Origin of the sequence: Micromonospora sp., assembly GCF_048594385.1 — a bacterium.
Classification (GTDB): Bacteria; Actinomycetota; Actinomycetes; order Mycobacteriales; family Micromonosporaceae; genus Micromonospora; species Micromonospora wenchangensis.
Genome location: NZ_JBMDWU010000227.1, coordinates 1 through 3,207 on the forward strand (window position 1 = coordinate 1; position 3,207 = coordinate 3,207).

3 protein-coding genes are annotated in these 3,207 nt (G+C 71.5%); all 3 read right to left on the bottom strand.

Going from position 1 to position 3,207, the window contains the following annotated elements; translation table 11 throughout:
* Positions 1 to 153 (bottom strand): OB-fold nucleic acid binding domain-containing protein (locus ACOJTC_RS11965; RefSeq protein WP_420116902.1); only part of this gene is annotated, 153 nt, incomplete at its 3' end.
* Between the two features lie 193 nt (positions 154 to 346).
* Positions 347 to 1,399 carry a S1 family peptidase gene (locus tag ACOJTC_RS11970; protein WP_420116900.1) on the bottom strand — a complete coding sequence of 351 codons (1,053 nt, stop codon included), beginning with the start codon at positions 1,397 to 1,399 and terminating at the stop codon, positions 347 to 349.
* A gap of 937 nt (positions 1,400 to 2,336) precedes the next feature.
* Positions 2,337 to 3,207 (bottom strand): acyl-ACP desaturase (locus tag ACOJTC_RS11975; RefSeq protein ID WP_420116901.1); only part of this gene is annotated, 871 nt, incomplete at its 5' end.

Genomic DNA, 3,207 nt, shown 5'->3' on the forward strand with positions numbered 1-3,207 from the left:
GCGGAACACCACCTGGACCACGCCGGAGCCGTCGCGCAGGTCGACGAAGATGACACCGCCGTGGTCGCGCCGGCGGGCGACCCACCCGGCGAGCGTCACCGTGGTGCCGGCGTCCGTCGCGCGCAGGCTGCCGGCGTCATGGGTACGGATCACGACTTGCGTCTCCTCATCTGCGGTACGGCTGTTCCCCCGCATTGTGTCAGCCGCCCGGTCCGCCCGGTTGCGGGGTGAGCAAGGCCGGCCCGCCCACCGGACGCGCGGAACGGGCCGCCGGTGTTCCCGACGGCCCGTTCGCGCAGGGTGGATCAGAGGATCCGCTGGTGCATCGGACGATGCGGCGGATCGGTCAGATGATGCTGACGCCGTAGACGCTCAGCGGCTCGGTGACCGGCTGGAAGTAGGTGGTGCCACCGCGGGTGCAGTTGCCGCTGCCGCCGGAGGTGAGGCCGACCGCGCTGCTGCCGCTGAACAGCGAACCGCCGCTGTCGCCCGGCTCGGCGCAGACGTTGGTCCGGATCAGGCCGGAGACCGAGCCCTCGGCGTAGTTCACCGTGGCGTTGATGGCGGTCACCGAGCCGCTCTTGAGGCCGGTGGTGCTGCCGGAGCGCTGCACGCTCTGGCCGACGAACGCGTTGGCGGCACCGGTGACGTCCCGGAAGCTGCCGTTGTAGAGGGAGACGTTGCCGGTCGCGTTGGCGGCGTTGCTGTGCCGGACGATGCCGTAGTCGTTGCCCGGGAAGCTGGTGCCGGTACGGGTACCGAGCACGCTGGTCTGGCCGGAGTTCGAGTACCAGGTCGAGCCGATGTTGGTGCAGTGCCCGGCGGTCAGGAAGAAGGTCTGACCGGCGCTGTTGCGGACGTTGAAGCCGAGCGAGCAGCGACCGCCGCCGGTGTAGATCGCCTGGCCACCGGAGATCTTGGTGCTGAGCACGCCGGCCTCGGCCTCGACCCGGACGGTGCCACCGGTGCGCGCGGCGGCGGCCTTGACCCGCTCCAGCTTGGCGCCGGTGACGGTGCTGTCGACCGACACGACGACCTGGTTGGTGGCGGTGTCGGTCCACCACGCGGTGCCGGGGATCTTGGCCGACCGCTCCAGCTCGGCGGTGGCGGAGCGGAGCTGGGCCGCGCCCCGGGTGACCAGCTTCGGGACGGCACCGGCGGCGCGGACCTGCTTGGCGGCGGCGGTGTCGGTGACGGTGACGACCATCTTGCCGGTGGCGTCGGCGTAGGTGCCGGCGGCGCGGTCACCGAGACGCTCGGCCAGGCTGGCGGCGGCGTCGGGGGATGCGGGCGAGGCGGGGGCCGCCTGGGCGGGGGCACCCATGAGCGCGCCGGTGACCAGGGTTCCGGCCATGGCGACGGCGGCGGCGTGTCGGAGTGAGGACCTCGTGGGTCGCATGCAACAACCTCCGGAAGGGGGTGACGGGCGGCGTCATGAAGACACACCCGGGGACAACCGGCCGACCTGGGGAAACCGGCCGAGTGACTGAAGTATTCACATATTTAAGATCGTAATCAAGACATGCGTTTGCCCGGATTCACCCCACCAGCGGTTATGACGGTCAGGCAACATCGTGGACACATCCATGTCAGACCCTCCGCCGACCCGCCCCCCGCCCCCACGAACGGCCGGGCCCGAAGCGGCCACCGCCGACGGCCCGACGCGCCCGGTCCCGACCGCCGCCGCACCCGGTCCCGCAGGCACCGCAGCCGATCCCGTCGACGCACCGACCGACCTCCGCACCGTCCGGGCCCGGTGGACACGGGGGCGGTCCGACCACAGCCGGGACGGCACGTCACGACCGGGCCGCCGAGCAGGACGTCTCGTGCCGGCAGGCCCGATGGCGGCGGAGAACGGCAGCCCTCGACACCCGTCACCGGGAGTGATCATCAGTCGACCCCGTCACCCGATGGTCCACCCCTTTGCTCTGCTGCCCCCACCGCGACAGCTACACCAGGTAGCCACGCGTGAGAAGACCAGCGAACCGCACGCTGCAAGAAAGGGCAGTTCAGGCCGGTGCCGCTTCGAGAGCAGCAGAGCAAAGCGCGGAAGGGCAGGACCACGAGGGAGGAGACTTAGTGACGGAGCGTCACACCCGTCGACCCATCACCGAAAGTCACCCACTCCGAGGGACGGACGGGGCATCCGGGGTGACGCACGACGTCGACACAACCCCGGGCGACGCGCCGGGGCCGGAAGAGCCGTCCCCGCCCGTGCGGCACGCCGACGCGCCCGCCGCACGGCACACCCGACGCGTCCCCCGCAGGGGGTGGCGACGTGGGCGCACCTGCGGGCAGGCACGGGTGCGGTGAAACCGTCGGAGGGGACGATCAGGTCAGGCGCGGGCGGCCAGCTTGGCGGCCCGGGCGTCGCGCTTCTCCTCGAACCGGGACGCGGCCTGCTCCAAGCCGTCCAGGTGGGCGGCGATCCGGTCACGGGCGGCCTCACCCTCGGCGCCCAGGCCGGCGACGTTGAACACGTCCCACTGGCGCAGCACCGGGGCGACCACGTCGTCGCGGTGCTGACGCAGGTCGTAGATGCCGGCCAGGGCGATCGTCACCGACTTGCGGGTGAAGCCCTCGATGCCGACACCTGGCATCTGGAAGTCCTCCAGCACCTCGGCGATCGCCCGCATCGTCTGGTCGGGGGCCACCTCCAGGGCCGCGCCGAGCAGGTTGCGGTAGAAGACCATGTGCAGGTTCTCGTCGGCCGCGACCCGGCTCAGCAGCGCCTCGCAGACCGGGTCACCGGTGATCCGGCCGGTGTTGCGGTGCGAGATCCGGGTGGCCAGCTCCTGGAACGACACGTACGCCAGCGAGCGCAGCATCGACGAGTCGTGCGAGTTGGTGTAACCGGCGGTCATGTGCACCATCCGGGCCCGCTCCAGGGCGACCGGGTCGACCGCCCGGGTCACCGTCAGGTAGTCCCGGATGGCGGTGCCGTGCCGGCCCTCCTCGGCCGTCCACCGACCCACCCAGGTCCCCCACGCCCCGTCCGGTCCGAACAGGCTGGCGATCTGGTGATGGTACGAGGGCAGGTTGTCCTCGGTGAGCAGGTTGACGATCAGCGCCGTACGGGCCACCTCGGGCAGGGTCGAGTCCCCCTCCGACCACGCCTCACCGCCGAGCGGGCCGTCGTAGGTGCGCCCCTCGCTCCACGTCACGTACTCGTGCGGGAACCACTCCTTTGCCATCGACAGGTGACGG